Below are 17,325 nucleotides of genomic sequence, written 5' to 3' on the forward strand. Positions count from 1 at the left end.
CTATCCTAAGAAAGTATTAGATTACAAAACTCCCAGAGAGGTGTTATACGCTGGCTAACTTGGACTTGAATTTTGCCTCATGGATGTTAATGGCAATTTTGATTATATCTAATAAATAAGCTATTGATGTAGTACGCTGTTTATAACCTTTCTTCCTACCCTAAAGCGTCTACTTATGCTATAATAGGTGTGACATGTGTTTGAAGTTTTGGAGGGAAAGAGATGAAGATAGATGTGTTTGCGCATGTGTGGTTGCCGGAGTTTAAGAAGCGGATGTTGATGTTGGATGAGGATTTGCTAGCTAAGTATCTTTTTGCTAGGCATCCTGATTTAGATAATTTAGCTTTGCGCAGGGAGCATGCTCAATCGGATGTACGGCAGATTGTGTCTTATATCAACACTAACCCAGAGGATTATATGGCAGGGAAAATGGCTGCGCTTCTTGTGCGAAAGGCAAATGAAGAGTTGCTAGAGACCGTAAAAGCAAATGACGACCTCTTTTACGGTGCTGTTGCTATGCTGGCGCTCAACAATATTGATGAGAGTTTGAACATACTAGAGGATACTGTGCTAGCGTACAAGGAAATGTTTGGCGTTCAGCTCTTTACACGTCATTTGGGAAAATCCGTTGCTGATGAGGTATTTCGTCCTATTATCAGCGCTTGTGCTAAGCTAGACATTCCTATTTGGTTGCATCCTGTTTTTGATGAGCGTAAGCCGGATAATAATATCGTGTTTTCGTGGGAATATGAGCAGTCGCAGGCGATGTTACAGCTGGTTCAAGCGGGTTATTTTCAGGAATTTCCAGACTTGACTGTCATCGTTCACCATGCAGGAGCGATGGCACCTTATTTTGCAGGTAGGATTGAGCACATTTTACCAAAGGAGCTGGCAGCTGACTTTAAAAAGTTTTATGTGGACACAGCTCTTTTAGGAAATAGCAAAGCGTTAGAGCTTGCTGTAGATTATTTTGGTGTTGACCATGTTCTGTTTGGGACAGATGCACCGCTTGGGATTGCGCCAGCTGGTGCGACCAAAGAGATTATGGCAGCTATTGAACAGCTACCTTTGTCATCCCAAGACAAGGAAGCTATTTTCAAGACTAATATCGAGCGCTTAGTAAGGAGAAAGGGATGTTAACACAACCACCAATGATGCGATTATTTTTTCTAGAGCCTTTTGAGGACAAGATTCAAGAGTTTTCACGTTTGGGGCGAAATAATTTTTCCTCGTCTTCAGAGAAAGAAGAGGGAACGCTTTTTATGGCGTGTGCGCATGAAAAGGACAATCCAGCTAAAAAGATTGTCTTTGAGGTGTATGAGGACGCAGTTGCTTATCAAACGCACGCTGCCTCGCAGAATTTCAAAGCATTTGCCTATTTTGCCAAAGACAACTTGAAAGAGCGTCGGGTCGTGGAGCTTTCTCCGCAAATTTTAGTGGAAAAGAATGGCGAGAAAGTCCTTTTATCGGAAGTGGCTGTAGATATGCACCTAGCCTGTCTAAAGGTCGACCCAGTCCATGCTAAAGCATTTGAAGCGATTGTAGCCAGAGAGATGAGAAAGGCAGTTGCTGTGGAGGACGGGGTTCTTTCCTTGATGGCTGCAAGGGACGTTTCTGACTTGTCTACTTGGTACTTTTTTGAAGTTTATAGCAGTCAAGAGGCTTATGACCTTCATAGAGAGACAGCGCATTTTAAAGACTACATCACAGAGTCTCTAGAACTTGTCAGCCAAAAATCCCTTTTTCCTCTATCTGCTGAGTTTCTCATCAGCAAGGGCGGGCTTTCTTTTGAAGGAGGTCTAGCGTGAAGCATAAAAAAGTTGAGTTGACAGAGTTGTTTTATGACCTCGTTTATGTCTATGCTATTAGTCAGATTACTGGTCTCATTCATCACCTGCACCACGGCGTGGTTGCACCTTATGCCTTTTTTAGCTTTGCCTTGGGCTTGATTATTTTTGTTAATTCCTGGATGGTGCAGACCGTCTACACCAACCGTTTTGGGAGCAATTCGCTGGTCAATATCTGCTTTATGCTGGCTCAGATGATTCTTCTGATGATTTCTGCAACAGCTATGTCGCTTGATTGGCAGGAAAACTTTGCGACGATCATGCTCCCTATGGTTGCCATTTCAGGGCTGCTTTTACTGCAGTATGCGGTGAGCTATTATCAAACGGACAATCCTGCTGACAAAGCCTTTATCAAGAATTTCTTTGTCATTTTAGGTGTTCGTACCTTGGTTCTAGCCGTTTCGGTCTTCTTGCCCTATCACTTAGGACTTTTATGTGCTGCGGTTGGAGTTGTGGGGACTTGGATTTTGCCGGGAGTTTTGGGCGCTAGAGGGCATGCCATCAATGCTAAATCCACGCAGCTTAATTTTCCCCATCTCATCGAGCGTCTGTCCTTGCTTGTGATTATCACTTTCGGGGAGATGATTATCGGTATTGCGCCCTTTTTTAAGGGAGAGGTGCTGTCGATTTGGTCGGTTTTGATTTTCATGATTGTGGCGAGTTTGTTTATGATTTACATCGTGGAGATAGACCATTTGATAGACACTAACCGCAAGGAACTGACGGGCAACCGTGCCATTTATTTTCACTACCTTATCTTCTTTGGGCTTAGTTTTATCACGGTAGCACTGAGCTTTTTAGAGCAAAGAGGGGTCAATCTTGTCTTTGCGGTAAGCGTTTTGTATCTTGGGATTGGCTTAGTCCTGCTTGGGATATTGCTACACAATTGTTACAATAAAGCCAGCCATCGTATCGAAAGCCCTTTACGCTGGCAGTTGCTTCTCATCTACCTCATCAGCCTAGTGCTTACTGTGCTTGTTCGAAATGTGGAAGTCATCATCCTTACAACCTTCATCAGTACCCTGCTAATGGCTGTGCTCATGGTCAGACATAATATCCAAAAAAGCTGAGATTTTCTCAGCTTTTTTAAATCATACACTGTTTTATCTTAATAAATGAAAAGATAAAAATATTAAAAAAAAGACTATTTATTTTTGTTTTAATAATGTGTTATGTTACAATATGGCATATAAACATACCAAAACCAAATGTGATAAAGTACAGATGGCGTTAGGTACGGTGTGTTGGAATAGAAAAGGAAGGATGGCGTTTGACATGAAAACATTTGATCCAAAACGCACGAATTTGAAAAGGCAAGATCACTTTTCAATTCGAAAATTTAAGTATGGTGTAGCCTCTGTTTTGATTGAGACAGGCTTGCTCTTTAGTCCAGGAGTTGTTGCAAAAGCATCTGAAACAACAGCAACATCTAATCCAGAAACTCCAGTTCTTACCGTTGACGATAATGACACAACGACTGCAAGTAGTAGTCAAGAAATTATCGCTGAAGCAACTGAAACAGCAGCTAGCTCCTCAACTACAGCAGCTGAAGTAGCCGAAACGACAGCTTCGACCTCAAACGAAGAAACGTCTACTGAGACAACGGCGGATAAAAGGCTAGACGCTGAAGTATCTGCTTCAGGTGTCGTGACCTTTACCGATGGTACAGCCGTTCAGACAGTAACCCTTAATGGTGGGGCAACGACTTATCCAGTAGATGGTGGTACTTTTGTCATTACAGGGACAACAGTGTCTTTTATATCTAATGGAACAACGGATGCCACCTACACTGTGACAGTAGAAGCTTACGATGCAGATGGCAATAAAGATACTGAAACCTATAGCGTAACCGCTAAAAAGTCGGAATCTTCTGAAATATCTGCGCTAGAAGCAGAGGAAGTAGCTACCGAAGAGACTGCTACTGAAATCGCTACAGAAACGACAACACTTGAAAATATAAGCGTTTCTAATGCGTTAAAAGCAGAGGAAGTCACAATAGAGCAGGCTGCCATAGAGCAAGACGCTACAGAACAAACCATGATGGCTCTGGCTCTAGACGATACAAACGCAGAAGAGGCTAACAATGTACTAGCAGTAGCCGCTACAAGCGCAACAGCTACCACAACAAGCAGTGCGCCAACATCAGGGACAACGGACAATGACTACCGTACAGATAAGGCAATCATCACAGAAACTGTTGAGGAAATCGCTGAAGTCACAGCCGCAAGCCCAAAGCTTAACAATGACCACTACACCAAGTATGCTGACTACAATCTTAACGATTTGAAACAACAAATCGCTTGGCTGAACTTGAATGACGCGTCTGTTACCATCACAGATGCAGAAGGTAACAGCATTGAGTTAGGTAGTGTCAATACCTTGTCTGTTGGTATGACCTTTACTCAGGAACTTGTTCCAGGTTATACGGTTGTTGTGACGGTTACAGGTCTACAGCCATTCCAAGCTAGTGATGTTTTCCGTCAACGGTTGATTGATGCTGGGCTTGACCCAGACGATCCAGAAGTTCGTGCAAGAACAGGTTATGATCCAGATGCCTACAACCGTTATGCTGTATTGATGAAAGACTCTGACGATAAGACCTACTCAACAGAAGCGCCAGTTATCTTGAGTACTCCAGACTCTTACTCATCAGCACGTACTTACGGCTATGATACTGGTGACCTTGATGGCGATGGTAACCGTACAGACTGGACAGCCATTGGTGTTGGTAGTCCTACGGGCTCTGTAGTTGGTGGTGATGGCGGTGCTGTTGGTATCCAACTTAACATCAAAGCCTACAACGCCGCAGGTGAGCAGGTACCAGCCAACATCATCATGATGGATAATGAAATGAATTTATAGCTTACACGACAGATGGCGAAGGTTGGGAGCTTATTTATGAATTGTCAAACGAAAATGTTGTAGGATCTTACACACCACTAGGTACCCGTCTAGGTCTCTCTGAATATGGAGCGACTATGGGTGTAGACTACTCGCTTCGTTACTTCAAGGACAAAGATGGTAATTACCTTTCTGAAAAATCAGACCCACTAACCACATCTCAAGGTGGTCCAAAGGTTCAGGGGGTAACTGCTGAGAACGCTAAATATTGGGTTAGCCGTGAGTTGACCGACTCTACCGTTCGTGCGCACCAGTTTGTTATTGCACAAGATGGCAATGAAGAGGAAGACCTGTCTCTCATCGTAACAGATGGTCTTGGTACACAAGTCTTTGGTCCTGTTTCTAACAAACAAAACACCTATTCTGTGCCAATCGTTATGTCACGTAATGCAGAGAACATCGGTCTCTACATCATGTCTACAGGTATGCAAAGTGCCTCTATTGGATTCATCGTTTTGGATACGGGGGATGCGCCGGACAGTTATGGTTCAGCCAGCCACGCTATTACAAACGCTAATGAACTGCCTTACCTTGGTACAGTAAAACCTGATGCTGATAACTACACGAGTACAACTCTTGAAGACGAGACGAAAGTGGGTAGTGGTTGGGTACTTGATGACAATATCAACCCAGTAGAAGATGGCAAAGCAGCCTTTGCCGATGAAGGCAAACTGCAGTTGGTTGGTGAGAGCGAAATCCACAACGGAACAGAGTGACTCTCCACAAGGCAACAGACGGTACTTATCAGATTAGTGTCCTTGCGACTGCTGGTGAAACGTCTGGTGTTGCTTATGTTCATGGCTTTATTGACTTTAATAACAACGGTGTTTTTGATGAGGGCGAAGGTTCTGACATTGTAGAAACGACCAATTCTGAACCAGGACTTGTGACCTTGACTTGGTCTGACATTCCACAAAGCGTGGATACAAGTGCTACTCAACTGGGCTTCCGTGTACGTATCTCATCAAACGCCGCAGATATTGCAGAAGCTACAGGTTTGGCATTTACCGGTGAAGTGGAAGATACGACTATCCAACAAACCTTCCCACCACGTGGTCCAAAAGTAACAACAAGTGGTAACAAAGGGGAAACACAAACCAGCCAAGTGACCTTCACGGCTTATGGTCAAATTGACTACGACTTTACAACGGTCAATACGATTGACACAAGCAAGGTCTACAAGCTCGTCGTTGATGGCAATGAAGTAGATGATACCACCCTCACCGTCGCTGGACAAGGAACCTACACCCTTAATAACACCACAGGTGCAGTGACCTTTACGCCTGAAGCAGACTTTGTTGGCACAGCTACTGGTATCGTTGTGCGTGCTTGGGATAAGAACGGAGCTAGCACAGGCTGGACAGCAGATACGGCTACAAACGGTCTTGAAAATGCCCAACAAATCCAATCTACCTACACCCTGGACTCTGTCTACATCCCAACCGTTGTCGCTCCAACCATTTCTGGTAAGGATGTGACCTCTACAGGTCTCCAAAATGTGGCACAAACAGGCACACCAACCTTTACCGACTCTAATGGCAATGCTGTAGCTGCTAGCGCTACTTACCCAGCTAAGTTGGTGGATTCAGAAGGAAACTTAACGGATTCTATCACCATCGATGGCGAGGGAACATACACTATTGACCCATCAACAGGTGTAGTGACCTTCACTACAGTTGAAACCTTTACTGGTGTAGCGACAGGTGTTACGGTTCAATTGGAAACTTCTGTAGGTACGGATGAAGATGGTTATCCTGTATTAGAAACAGCAACTGCGACCTTACACTCCAACGGTTCTTGCAACAACACCAACTATCGAAGATGTGAACACTGCAGCAACCACTGTTACCGTCGGTGTTCCAACAGAATCTATCGGTATGGTGACAAGCTTGGAAGTGACTTTCCCAGTCTCAACCAACACAGACACCAGCTCAACCACATCTTCTACCGTTTCTGTAACGCTTACTAAAGGCACAGATGGTACTTGGACAGACGCAGATGGCAATACTTACACAGCTACAACAGGCGCTGATGGTCTCACTACCTTCACCGTAACTGTACCAGCCACAGCTGACTTGCAAGCGACAGGAGACGGCTACACCACTAGCCCAATCACTGTAGAAGCCAGCTACACAGATGGCACCAATACCACGAAAGCTTCTGCTAAAGATGTCATCACCAACCAAGCGCCAGTGATTACGACTGTAACAGCGGTTAAGGAAATCGAAAAAGGCTCAAGCTTGACCGAAGCGGATCTTGCAGCCCTCTTTGATGGTGGTAGCGATAAGGAAGATGATACGTCTGCAACAGACAGCAAGACCTCGACAGTGACTTACGTCATTACATACGCTAGTGGTACTGTAGTCACCCCTGAACAAGCGGCTGCCAACCCAGGCAACTATACTGTCACAGCTACTATCACCGACTCTGATGGTAAGACAGACACTGCTGTTTCTGTCCTTGTCACAAAAGACACAACAGCGCCAACTGTAGATGTTGCGGATGTCCGTACAGATGCGACCGACGTTACATTGACCGTTTCTGATGATGTGACCGAATTGACCGTGAACTTCCCAGTATCAAGCAATACAGATACCAGCTCAAGTACCTCTTCAACGGTTGCTGTGACTCTTACTAAGAATGCGGATGGTTCTTACACAGGTACTGATGGCAATACTTACACCACAACAGATAATGGTAATGGTACGGTGTCATTGACTGTTAAAGTACCAGCCACAGCGGACTTACAAGCGACAGGAGATGGCTACACTACTAGCCCAATCACAGTGACTGCTCGTGACGCTGCAGGAAATACTGCTACATCAACAGACATCATCACCAATGAAGCACCAGTCATCACAGCTACTATAGAGAGCACAACGCTTGCTCAAGGTGACAGTGTCGATGTTGCTGCTAAGTTCACCTCATCAGACCTTGAAGATGACGCATCAGCTACAGACAGCAAGACCTCAACTGTTACTTACAGCTTGACTGTGGGCGATACAGTATTGACTGATGAAGCAGCTATCAATGCTTATATCTCAGCTAACCCAGGTACTTACACAGTAGTTGCGACAATTACTGATTCTGATGGTAAGACTGCAACAGCTTCAACCGTATTTACCACAGAAGATAAGTCTGCACCGGTTGTTGCGGTAGAAGATGTCAATACTGCTGCTACAGAAGTTGCAGTGAAGGTGTCTAGTGATTCAACCAAAGTGGAAGTCAACTTCCCAATCTCAACCAATACCGATACCAGCTCTACAACAACTGGTACGACAACTGTAACCCTTACTAAAAATGCAGATGGATCTTACACGGGTACGGATGGTAACACCTACACACCAGTGGATAACGGTGACGGTACAGTGACATTGACTGTTACAGTACCAGCAGACGCTGACTTGCAAGCAACAGGCGATCTACACAACCAGCCCAATCACCGCAACTGCAACGGACGCAGCTGGCAACAGCACGACATCTAGTGATGTGATTTCTAACGAGCCGCCTGTTATCGCAACTGTAACCCCAACAACAGTTATTGAAAAAGGCAGCACACCATTGACAGAAGCTCAATTGCAGCGCTCTTTGGTGGTGGTAGCGATAAGGAAGACGACGCCTCAACCACAGACAGCAAGACCTCAACCGTCACTTATGTGATGACCGACTCTGAAGGCAATGTTGTCACTCCTGAACAAGTCGCTGCAACCCCAGGTGACTACACAGTGACAGCGACTATCACCGACTCTGACGGTAAAAGCGCAACAGCGACTGCTCTCATCACGACTAAAGATACCACCTCACCAAGTGTGGCAATTGAAAATGTTAGCACAGCCGCTACAGAAGTTGCCGTAACTATCTCAGATGACGCTGAAAAAGTAGACGTTACTTTCCCGGTATCAACCAACACTGGTACGACATCTACAACAACTGGCACAACAACTGGCACAACAACTGTAACCCTTACTAAGAACGCAGACGGTTCTTACACGGGTACTGATGGTAATACCTATACACCAGTTGATAATGGTGACGGTACGGTGACATTGACCGTTACAGTACCAGCAGACGCTGACTTGCAAGCGACAGGAGACGGCTACACTACTAGCCCAATCACTGCAACTGCAACAGACGCAGCCGGCAACAGCATCACATCAAGTGATGTCATCACAAATACGCCACCGGTTATTGAAACTACTGTCCCAGTAACCACCATCACTAAGGGAGCTACTATTGATGTGACAAGTCTCTTTGATGGCGGTAGCGATAAAGAAGACGACGCTTCAACCACAGACGCTAAGACGTCAACTGTGACTTACACTGCTGTAGACGCTTCTGGTAATGCCGTAACAGCTTCTAGTGTTGAAGAGTTGAACAGCTACATTTCAGCTACCCCAGGTACTTATGTGGTAATAGCGACTATCACCGATTCAGATGGTCTTACAGATACCGCCACTGCGACTGTTGTGACGAACGCAACAACCGTAACTACCTTCGTGGATGAAGACGGCAACACCGTGTCACCAGAAGAAGAAGGTAACAAGCCTAAGAAAGATATCGACGGCTACACTTACATCACAACTAACGTTGACGAAAAAGGTAATGTAGAACACGTTTACGCTAAGACAACTACATCTTATGTAGACAACAATGGTAACCCAATCTCACCAGATGAAGACGGTACCCAAACTAACAAAGATATCCCAGGCTACACTTACGTAACGACTAAGACTGAAGGTGGTAAGACTATCCACGTCTACACACCAGTTGAGGTCACTAAGACTACCTTCGTAGATGAAGACGGCAACCCAGTTGCACCAAGTGAAGATGGTAACCAACCAAGCAAAGATATCCCAGGTTACAAGTACGTCACTACAACAGGAGATAAAGATGGCAATGTGACTCACGTCTACACGAAAGTAGAACCAGCTACGCAAACATCTCCAGCAGCAGAAACTGCCACAGCCAAGACGGCATCCGCTCAATCTGATAAAGCTTTGCCTAAGACAGGTAGTGACAGTGGTATCATAGCAACCGCTATAGGTAGCGTCCTTTCTGCACTTGGACTTTTCGGAATTGGAAAAGGTCGCAAGAAAGACGATGACTAATTGTCATTAGCCTAGCTTTTATACTAGTAGAGATGTCTCTCATGTGTAGTTGAGAAGAGAACCCTTTAGGGTTCTCTTTTTGTATCGTAAAATCCTTCAATCCATCGAATAATCTGTCCATCTATGCTATAATAACAAGAGGAACAAGTGGCTGGTTGGTCATGAGGATAAGGAGTACAGTTAGTGCCCATGAAGATCGAAAAAGTGTATAATAACAACGTTGTGCAGGCTAAAAGTTCATCTGGTGATGAGATTATCCTCATGGGTGCTGGGCTTGGTTTTCAAAAGCGTGCAGGTGATGAGCTGGACGAGAGCCGGATTGAAAAGACCTTTGTGCTCTACGATAGTGATAAGCTAGAGGACTTTTCACAGCTTTATCATACTTTGCCTGAAGCTGAGATTGATCTTGTGCTAGAGTTGATTGCTTATGCCAAGGAAGAGCTTGATGTGACTTTTGAGACCAGCTTTTACATCGGGCTAGCCGATCACATTCATTATGCCATAGAGCGCAATCGCAATAATCTCCCTGTCCAAAATCCACTGAGTTGGGAAATCAGAAAGTTTTATCCTAAAGAGTACCAGTTAGGCAGAAAAGCTGTTCAGATGATTTTTGAGCGTTTGTAGTTGCTACTTCCAGAGGATGAGATTTCCTCTATCGCTCTGCATTTTATCAATGCCCAAAAGGAAAAGTCCATCAGCTCAGAGAGCTATCGGGTGACTAAGATCGTGCGGGATATTCTAGGCATTGTCCGTCTCTACTATGGGCAGGTCACAGACGAGGACTCCATCAGCTACAACCGCTTTGTCACGCATATCCAGTACTTTGCCCAGCGTGTCAGTAGTGGTCTTGTCCAAGGGAAAAACGACAGTTTTCTCTACGAGCAAGTCAAGCTCAACTACCCACAAGCCTTTTCTTGTACGCAAAAGATAAAGGCTTACGTGCTGTCGTCTTACGACTTTGATATGAGCTATGATGAGCAAGTTTACCTCACCATTCACATCGCTCGCTTGGAGACGAGTCCATAAAAGACTTTGTGAAAAGGTAACAAAGTGCTGAAAACCATTTCAAAAAATGGTAAAATAGCAGTAGTTATCACTAGAGAGGACGATTTTGCCATGAAGTTTCTGGATTTAAGTAAAAAACGCCGTGCCATTAAGCACTTTAATGAGAAGCCTGTCGATAAAAAGGATGTACGGACAGCCATTGAAATCGCAAGCCTTTCCCCATCTGCCCACAATATCCAACCGTGGAAGTTTGTGCTGGTTGATATCAAAAAAGAAGAGCTTGCAGATAGCCTACCAGCTGCAAACAAGGAGCAAGTCCAGTCAGCAGCTTATGTGATTGCCTTGTTTTCTGACACGGACTTGGAAAAGCGTTCACGAAAAATCGCCCGTATAGGGCGTAAGGACTTGTCTGATGGACAGCTTAGCTATTTCATGGAGACTATGCCCGCTCGCTTTAAGGGCTTTGATGAGGTGACAAAGGGTGAGTACCTAGCGCTCAATGCTGGGCTTGTCGCTATGAACTTGGTGCTTGCGTTGACGGACCAAGGGCTTAGCTCCAACATGATTTTGGGCTTTGATAAGAGCACAGCTAACGCCATTTTGGCGATTGAAGAGCGCTTTCGTCCTGAGCTCCTGATAACGGTTGGCTATAGTGATGATAAGCCAGAGCCGACTTACCGCTTGCCAGTGGACGAGATTTTGGAAGAACGCTAAAGCATAGGAAAAAAACACACTTGAGAGGAAGAACAATGACAGTAGATTTTAAAGCAGAAGTCGACAAACGTAAAAGTGATATGATGGAGGACTTGTTTAGCCTCTTGCGTATCAACTCAGAGCGTGACGATAGCAAGGCAGACAAGGAACATCCATTTGGACCTGGACCTGTTAAAGCTTTGGAGCATTTCTTGAAAATGGCAGAGCGTGATGGCTATGAAACAGCCAATATCGACAACTACGCTGGGCACTTTACCTTTGGTGAAGGGAACGAGGAGCTGGGTATCTTTGCGCACTTAGATGTCGTGCCAGCAGGTAGCGGCTGGGATACAGACCCTTATGAGCCTGTTATCAAGGACGGTCGTCTTTATGCCCGTGGCTCATCTGACGACAAGGGCCCAACTATGGCCTGCTACTACGGTTTGAAAATCATCAAAGACCTAGGACTTCCTGTGTCTAAAAAAGTCCGCTTTATCGTGGGGACAGACGAGGAGTCTGGTTGGGGCGATATGGACTATTACTTTGCCAATAGCGGTTTGAAAAAGCCAGATTTTGGTTTTTCTCCTGACGCTGAGTTTCCTATCATCAATGGTGAAAAAGGAAACATTACAGAGTACCTCCACTTTGCTGGCAAAAACGCTGGTGACTTTACGCTTATCAGCTTCACTGGTGGTTTGCGTGAAAATATGGTACCAGAGTCTGCCACAGCTGTCTTTACAGCAGATAGCAGCCTAGCTGATTTGCAAAAAGACTTAGAGGCATTTACTAGCCAACATCCTATCACAGCAGAAGTGAGCGAGGAAAACGGACAGTTCAGCGTGACTGTTTACGGGAAATCAGCTCACGGCTCAACCCCAGAGGAAGGGATTAACGGAGCGACTTATCTCGCTAACTTCCTCAACCAATACGCCTTTGAAGGCGCAGCTAAAAACTTTATCGCTCTAACTGCTGATGTCTTACACGACGACTTTGACGGTAAAAAACTAGGTGTTGCCTACACAGACGCTAAGATGGGTGCGCTGTCTATGAATGCTGGTGTCTTTAGCTTTGACGCTAATTCTGATGACAATACTATTGCCCTCAACTTCCGCTACCCACAAGGCACAGACGCTAAGACTATCCAAGCAGAACTTGAGAAGTTAGCAGGCGTGACAAAAGTCACTCTATCTGAGCACGAGCACACGCCACACTATGTCCCAGTGGATGACCCGTTGGTTGCGACTTTGCTATCTGTTTACGAAAAACAAACAGGACTCAAAGGACATGAGCAAGTCATCGGTGGTGGTACCTTTGGTCGTCTCCTAGAGCGTGGTGTCGCTTATGGCGCTATGTTCCCAGACTATGTCAATACCATGCACCAAGCCAATGAATTTGCTGACGTTGAGGACCTCTACCGTGCAGCGGCTATCTATGCTGAAGCCATCTACGAGCTCATCAAGTAAAGGAGCGACTTATGGTGTTTGAGACGATTGAGGAGATAAGGACTGCCATTATGGCAGATGAGGCAAATCAAGCCTATACTAAGGTAGGTATCGAGCCGCTCTTTGCCGCGCCCACGACAGCTAAAATCAATATCATCGGACAAGCTCCGGGGCTCAAGACCCAAGAAGCAGGGCTCTACTGGAAGGACAAGTCCGGGGACCGCCTGCGGGACTGGCTGGGTTTGGATGAGGAGACCTTTTATCAGTCGGACAAGATTGCTGTTATTCCTATGGACTTTTACTTTCCGGGAAAGGGTAAGTCTGGCGATTTGCCACCTCGGGCTGGCTTTGCTGAGAAATGGCATCCGCAGATTTTACGCTTGCTGCCAGATATTGAGCTGACCTTGCTCATCGGAAGCTACGCTCAGCACTACTATCTGCATCAGAAAAGCTCGGTCAAACTGACGGATAACGTCCGCCATTTCAGAGATTTCCTCCCAGACTTTTTCCCAATCGTTCACCCCTCACCGAGAAATCAAATCTGGCAAAAAAAGAACCCTTGGTTTGCGACAGAAGTATTACCAGAGCTGAGGGCTCGTGTGACCAAGATTTTAGAGAACTAAAAAAGACACTGTTTAAGCAGTGTCTTTTTACTATTTACCAAGGCAAAACTGGCTAAAGAGCTGGGTGATGAGCTCGTCTGGTGCAGCGTCTCCTGTAATCTCGCCTAAAATCTCCCAGCAGCGGGTCATATCAACCTGGAGCAGGTCAACAGGCATGCCAAGCTCCAGACCTTCGTTGACAGACTTGAGACTATCAAGCGCACTCTCAATCAGTGAGATGTGGCGGGCGTTGGAGAGGTAGGTGGCGTCTTTTTCGACCGCCTCTGCATTGTCAAAGAAGAGCTGATTGATACGTTCTTCGATTTTGTCGATGTTTTGGTTGTTGAGGACGGAGATAGGGATGACGTCCTCAGGCAATTGCTCACGCTCAATGGCTTGTGGGAGGTCGGTTTTATTGAGCAAAATGATACGGTTAGTCATGTCACTGAGTGCCAGCAGGTCTCTATCCTGCTGGGTGAGTGGTTCTGCGCTGTTGAGCACAAGGAGGATAAGGTCAGCCTCGCTTAGTGCCTTTCTGGAACGCTCAACCCCAATCTTTTCAACGACATCATCAGTTTCACGGATACCAGCGGTGTCGATGAGTTTTAGCGGCACGCCCTTGATATTGACATACTCCTCGATGACATCACGTGTCGTCCCCTCAATATCTGTGACAATGGCTTTGTCCTCACGCAGGAGATTATTGAGTAGGCTTGACTTGCCGACATTTGGGCGTCCGATGATAGCAGTAGACAAACCCTCACGCAGGATCTTGCCCCGTCTAGCAGTTTTGAGGAGATTTTCAAGGAGGGTTTGAAATTCCTTGGTCTTTTCACGCATGAGGGCAGTGGTCATCTCCTCGACGTCGTCATACTCTGGGTAGTCTATATTGACCTCGACTTGAGCGAGGGTGTTGAGGATTTCCTGACGGGTGTTGTTAATCAAGTCTTTGAGGGAGCCGTCCAGCTGTTTGACAGCGATATTCATGGCTTTGTCGGTCTTTGCTCGGATGATATCCATGACCGCCTCGGCTTGTGTTAGATCCATGCGACCGTTGAGAAAGGCACGCTTGGTAAACTCGCCAGGCTCTGCCATGCGTGCGCCAGAGCGCAGCACGAGCTGCAGGATTTCATTGGTCACAGCGATACCACCGTGGGTGTTAATCTCAACGACGGTCTCACGGGTGAAGGTCTTTGGTGCGTGCATGACGCCTACCATGACCTCATCGAGCACTTCGTTTCGCTCTGGGTTGATGATATGCCCGTAGTTGAGCGTGTGGCTGGCGACACTCGCCAAGTCCTTCCCTTTAAAGATACGCTTGCTGATGGTAATAGCGTCGCTTCCTGAGATACGAACGATACCAATCGCCCCCTCACCAAGCGGTGTGGAGATAGCAGCGATAGTATCAAAATCTTTTGTAATTGGCATAAGCTCTTCCTTTGTCCTCTTTTTTTCAGTTCCTTCATTATACCACTTTTAGAAAAGAATGTAATCTAGCAAAAATCGTGGTAAAAGGAGTGGAAAATACTAGGTGTACATAAATAAATATGTAGCATTGTAAGAAGGTTTTTCTTTTTTAGCTCAAAAAATGAAATAAGGAAGGCTGTGAGCGTGAGCATTTTCTATCATAGCAACAATTTTCCCCACTAGCCTATACGCTAGCAAATATGCTATAATAAAGTCATGATTATACTACAGGGAAACAAGCTAGAGCGCTCATTTTCAGGAGATGTGCTTTTTGATAATATTTCGATTCAGGTGGATGAGCGTGATCGGATTGCGCTTGTCGGGCGTAACGGTGCGGGCAAGTCGACTCTGCTCAAGATTCTGGTTGGTGAGGAGGCACCAACGTCTGGTGAGATTAACACCAAGAAAGATCTTAGTCTCTCTTATTTGGCGCAGGATAGTCGCTTTGAGTCCAGCAATACCATCTTTGAGGAGATGCTTTTGGTCTTTGACGATTTGCGTCAGATGGAAAAGCGCTTGCGTAGCATGGAGTTGCAAATGGCAGAGCTATCTGGAGCGGAACTCGAGCAGCTCATGTCAGCTTACGACCAGCTGTCTGAGGATTTTCGTAAAAAAGGTGGCTTTAGCTACGAGTCTGATGTCAAGGCGATTTTAAACGGCTTTAAGTTTGACGAGAGCATGTGGCAGATGCCTATTTATGAGCTGTCTGGTGGGCAAAATACCCGCCTAGCTCTTGCTAAAATGTTGCTAGAAAAGCCAGAGCTTTTGGTGCTTGATGAGCCAACCAACCACCTTGACATTGAGACCATCGCTTGGTTGGAAAATTATCTGACCAACTATCAAGGCGCTCTTATCATCGTCAGTCACGACCGCTATTTTCTCGATAAGGTCGCAACGGTGACTTATGATTTGACACCGCATTCGCTAGACCGCTATGTGGGCAATTATTCACAGTTTATGGACTTGAAAGCGGAAAAGCTTGCCACCGAGGCGAAAAATTATGAAAAGCAAGCCAAGGAAATCGCCAAGCTAGAGGACTTTGTCAACCGTAATATTGTCCGAGCCTCAACGACCAAGCGAGCGCAGGCAAGGCGTAAACAGTTAGAAAAAATGGAGCGCCTCGACAAGCCACAAAGCGCTCAAAAGTCAGCCCACATGACCTTTCACGCTGGTAAGGTTTCAGGCAATGTCGTCCTTACTGTCGAGGATGCGGCTATTGGCTATGACGGCGAGGTTTTAGCTGATCCGATTGACCTTGCGGTGAAAAAGTTTGACGCCATCGCTATCGTTGGTCCAAACGGTGTCGGTAAATCCACCTTTATCAAGTCGGTTGTGGGGCAGATTCCCTTTATCAAAGGGCAGGCGAGCTACGGCGCTAATGTCGAGACTGGCTACTATGACCAGAATCAAACCAACCTCACCCGCACCAACACAGTGCTCGATGAGCTGTGGAATGCCTTTCCAACGACACCAGAAGTCGAGATTCGCAACCGTCTGGGTGCTTTTCTCTTTTCCGGTGATGACGTCAAAAAGTCTATCAGTATGCTGTCTGGTGGCGAGCGAGCTCGTGTTTTGCTGGCTAAGCTCTCCATGGAGGACAATAACTTTCTGATACTGGATGAGCCGACCAACCACCTGGACATTGACAGTAAGGAAGTGTTGGAGAATGCTCTGATTGACTTTGATGGGACACTGCTTTTTGTCAGTCACGACCGCTACTTTATCAATCGTGTGGCGACCAAGGTGCTGGAGATTTCAGAGGATGGCTCGACGCTTTACTTAGGCGACTACGACTACTACGTGACGAAAAAGGCAGAGCTTGAGGAATTACAGCGTCTAGAGGAGGAAAAGACGGCTCCAAAAGACGAGCCAAAACCGTCAGCTGGCGCTATGGATTATCAAGCGCAAAAGACCAACCAGAAAGAGCAACGCAAGCTTAAACGCCGAGTTGAGCAAATCGAAGCCGAGCTAGAGGACGTTGAGAGCAAGCAAGCAAGCGTCACCGAGCGCATGCACACCACCAACGACACGACAGAGCTCATGGATTTGCAGGCAGAGCTTGACGAGTTGACGCAAAAGAGTGAAGCCCTTATGATCGAGTGGGAAGAGCTCAGCGAACAGCTAGAAGACTAGAAAAACACCTCATTGAGGTGTTTTTTTGCTAGTATAAACTTTGTGAAAAAAACGAACGAGATAAGCGTAAAAAAGCTCATTGTAGCGCTAATTGAAAGCGAGTTCAATTGCTTGCAGTTTGTGAAAA

Annotated in this window: 13 protein-coding genes and 1 pseudogene; 13 read left to right on the plus strand and 1 reads right to left on the minus strand. The window is 45.9% G+C overall.

The genetic code is table 11. The annotated features are described in order from the left end of the window. The first annotated feature begins 222 nt into the window (after positions 1-222). The 12 genes and pseudogenes from AALA56_RS02115 (at position 223) to AALA56_RS02170 (ending at position 13,619) form a co-directional block, all read left to right on the plus strand. Positions 223-1,140 (plus strand): amidohydrolase family protein, encoded by a 918-nt coding sequence (locus AALA56_RS02115; RefSeq protein WP_369908551.1) that lies wholly within the window; start codon positions 223-225, stop codon positions 1,138-1,140. After that, positions 1,134-1,808 (plus strand): putative quinol monooxygenase, encoded by a 675-nt coding sequence (locus AALA56_RS02120; RefSeq protein WP_369908552.1) that lies wholly within the window; start codon positions 1,134-1,136, stop codon positions 1,806-1,808. The genes AALA56_RS02115 and AALA56_RS02120 overlap by 7 nt, the downstream gene beginning before the upstream one ends. Beyond that, on the plus strand, positions 1,805-2,917 hold the full coding sequence (locus AALA56_RS02125) for a low temperature requirement protein A (protein ID WP_369908553.1): 1,113 nt from the start codon (positions 1,805-1,807) through the stop codon (positions 2,915-2,917). The genes AALA56_RS02120 and AALA56_RS02125 overlap by 4 nt, the downstream gene beginning before the upstream one ends. Before the next feature lie 205 nt (positions 2,918-3,122). After that, the gene (locus AALA56_RS02130; protein ID WP_369908554.1) at positions 3,123-4,709 is read left to right on the plus strand and encodes a YSIRK-type signal peptide-containing protein; all 1,587 of its coding nucleotides are present in this window, start codon (positions 3,123-3,125) and stop codon (positions 4,707-4,709) included. Between the two features lie 41 nt (positions 4,710-4,750). Then, on the plus strand, positions 4,751-5,464 hold the full coding sequence (locus AALA56_RS02135; protein WP_369908555.1) for a hypothetical protein: 714 nt from the start codon (positions 4,751-4,753) through the stop codon (positions 5,462-5,464). Beyond that, the gene (locus AALA56_RS02140; RefSeq protein ID WP_369908556.1) at positions 5,461-6,717 is read left to right on the plus strand and encodes a GEVED domain-containing protein; all 1,257 of its coding nucleotides are present in this window, start codon (positions 5,461-5,463) and stop codon (positions 6,715-6,717) included. Before AALA56_RS02135 ends, AALA56_RS02140 begins: the two co-directional genes overlap by 4 nt. Before the next feature lie 1,520 nt (positions 6,718-8,237). Continuing rightward, a complete protein-coding gene (locus AALA56_RS02145) occupies positions 8,238-8,408 on the plus strand; it encodes a hypothetical protein (protein WP_369908557.1) in 171 nt (56 codons plus the stop codon). Next, positions 8,408-9,856, plus strand: coding sequence for an LPXTG cell wall anchor domain-containing protein (locus AALA56_RS02150; protein WP_369908558.1), 1,449 nt, complete (start codon positions 8,408-8,410; stop codon positions 9,854-9,856). Before AALA56_RS02145 ends, AALA56_RS02150 begins: the two co-directional genes overlap by 1 nt. A 189-nt stretch (positions 9,857-10,045) precedes the next feature. Beyond that, positions 10,046-10,882, plus strand: a pseudogene (gene licT, locus AALA56_RS02155) (BglG family transcription antiterminator LicT). A 90-nt stretch (positions 10,883-10,972) separates the two neighbouring features. Further along, positions 10,973-11,575 carry a nitroreductase family protein gene (locus AALA56_RS02160; protein ID WP_369908617.1) on the plus strand — a complete coding sequence of 201 codons (603 nt, stop codon included), beginning with the start codon at positions 10,973-10,975 and terminating at the stop codon, positions 11,573-11,575. A 35-nt stretch (positions 11,576-11,610) separates the two neighbouring features. Then, complete coding sequence (pepV, locus tag AALA56_RS02165) at positions 11,611-13,017, plus strand: dipeptidase PepV (RefSeq protein ID WP_369908559.1); 1,407 nt, start codon at positions 11,611-11,613, stop codon at positions 13,015-13,017. A gap of 11 nt (positions 13,018-13,028) precedes the next feature. Beyond that, entirely contained in the window at positions 13,029-13,619 is a 591-nt protein-coding gene (locus AALA56_RS02170) for a uracil-DNA glycosylase family protein (protein ID WP_369908560.1), read from the plus strand. Between the two features lie 30 nt (positions 13,620-13,649). Here AALA56_RS02170 and mnmE read toward each other — a convergent pair whose 3' ends face one another. After that, complete coding sequence (gene mnmE, locus AALA56_RS02175) at positions 13,650-15,026, minus strand: tRNA uridine-5-carboxymethylaminomethyl(34) synthesis GTPase MnmE (RefSeq protein ID WP_369908561.1); 1,377 nt, start codon at positions 15,024-15,026, stop codon at positions 13,650-13,652. A 255-nt stretch (positions 15,027-15,281) separates the two neighbouring features. On the opposite strand from mnmE, the gene AALA56_RS02180 reads away from it, so the two are divergent. Continuing rightward, positions 15,282-17,198: an ABC-F family ATP-binding cassette domain-containing protein gene (locus AALA56_RS02180; RefSeq protein ID WP_369908562.1), complete on the plus strand. Its 1,917-nt coding sequence runs from the start codon at positions 15,282-15,284 to the stop codon at positions 17,196-17,198. Positions 17,199-17,325: the final 127 nt, after the last annotated feature.

This window comes from Streptococcus hyointestinalis (assembly GCF_041225505.1).
In the GTDB taxonomy this organism is placed as follows: domain Bacteria; phylum Bacillota; class Bacilli; order Lactobacillales; family Streptococcaceae; genus Streptococcus; species Streptococcus hyointestinalis_B.

Coding starts and splice junctions, on each gene's coding strand:
- AALA56_RS02130 (WP_369908554.1), top strand. CDS start 3,123: ATGAAAACATTTGATCCAAAACGCACGAATTTGAAAAGGCAAGATCAC.
- AALA56_RS02160 (WP_369908617.1), top strand. CDS start 10,973: ATGAAGTTTCTGGATTTAAGTAAAAAACGCCGTGCCATTAAGCACTTT.
- pepV (WP_369908559.1), top strand. CDS start 11,611: ATGACAGTAGATTTTAAAGCAGAAGTCGACAAACGTAAAAGTGATATG.
- AALA56_RS02120 (WP_369908552.1), top strand. CDS start 1,134: ATGTTAACACAACCACCAATGATGCGATTATTTTTTCTAGAGCCTTTT.
- mnmE (WP_369908561.1), bottom strand. CDS start 15,026: ATGCCAATTACAAAAGATTTTGATACTATCGCTGCTATCTCCACACCG.
- AALA56_RS02150 (WP_369908558.1), top strand. CDS start 8,408: ATGACCGACTCTGAAGGCAATGTTGTCACTCCTGAACAAGTCGCTGCA.
- AALA56_RS02115 (WP_369908551.1), top strand. CDS start 223: ATGAAGATAGATGTGTTTGCGCATGTGTGGTTGCCGGAGTTTAAGAAG.
- AALA56_RS02170 (WP_369908560.1), top strand. CDS start 13,029: ATGGTGTTTGAGACGATTGAGGAGATAAGGACTGCCATTATGGCAGAT.
- AALA56_RS02180 (WP_369908562.1), top strand. CDS start 15,282: ATGATTATACTACAGGGAAACAAGCTAGAGCGCTCATTTTCAGGAGAT.